Raw genomic sequence first — 254 nt, 5'->3', positions numbered from 1 at the left:
TTGTCATCTTCACTAGGAATTTCAACGTCGTGGTTTGGCTTGTCCAGCTTAACAACAGTTTCCATCAGGAAGCGACGTCCTTCTTGGATGTATTGGCCAAGGGAGTGGAGGTCGGTCGTGAAGTTAGCACTTGATGGGTAAATCCCCTTCTGGTCCTTACCTTCAGATTCACCAGCTAGTTGCTTCCACCATTCGGCGAACATCCGCATGTTTGGTTCATAGTTTTCCAACAATTCAGTTTCGTAGCCCTTCCG

General features: G+C 47.6%; 1 pseudogene. It reads right to left on the bottom strand.

Annotated elements, in window-relative coordinates:
* Positions 1–254, bottom strand: a pseudogene (gene pgi / locus QOS07_RS09405) (glucose-6-phosphate isomerase); the annotation flags it as partial.

The organism is Limosilactobacillus viscerum (genome assembly GCF_947387525.1).
In the GTDB taxonomy this organism is placed as follows: domain Bacteria; phylum Bacillota; class Bacilli; order Lactobacillales; family Lactobacillaceae; genus Limosilactobacillus; species Limosilactobacillus viscerum.
This window is presented reverse-complemented; position numbering and strand designations above follow the sequence as displayed.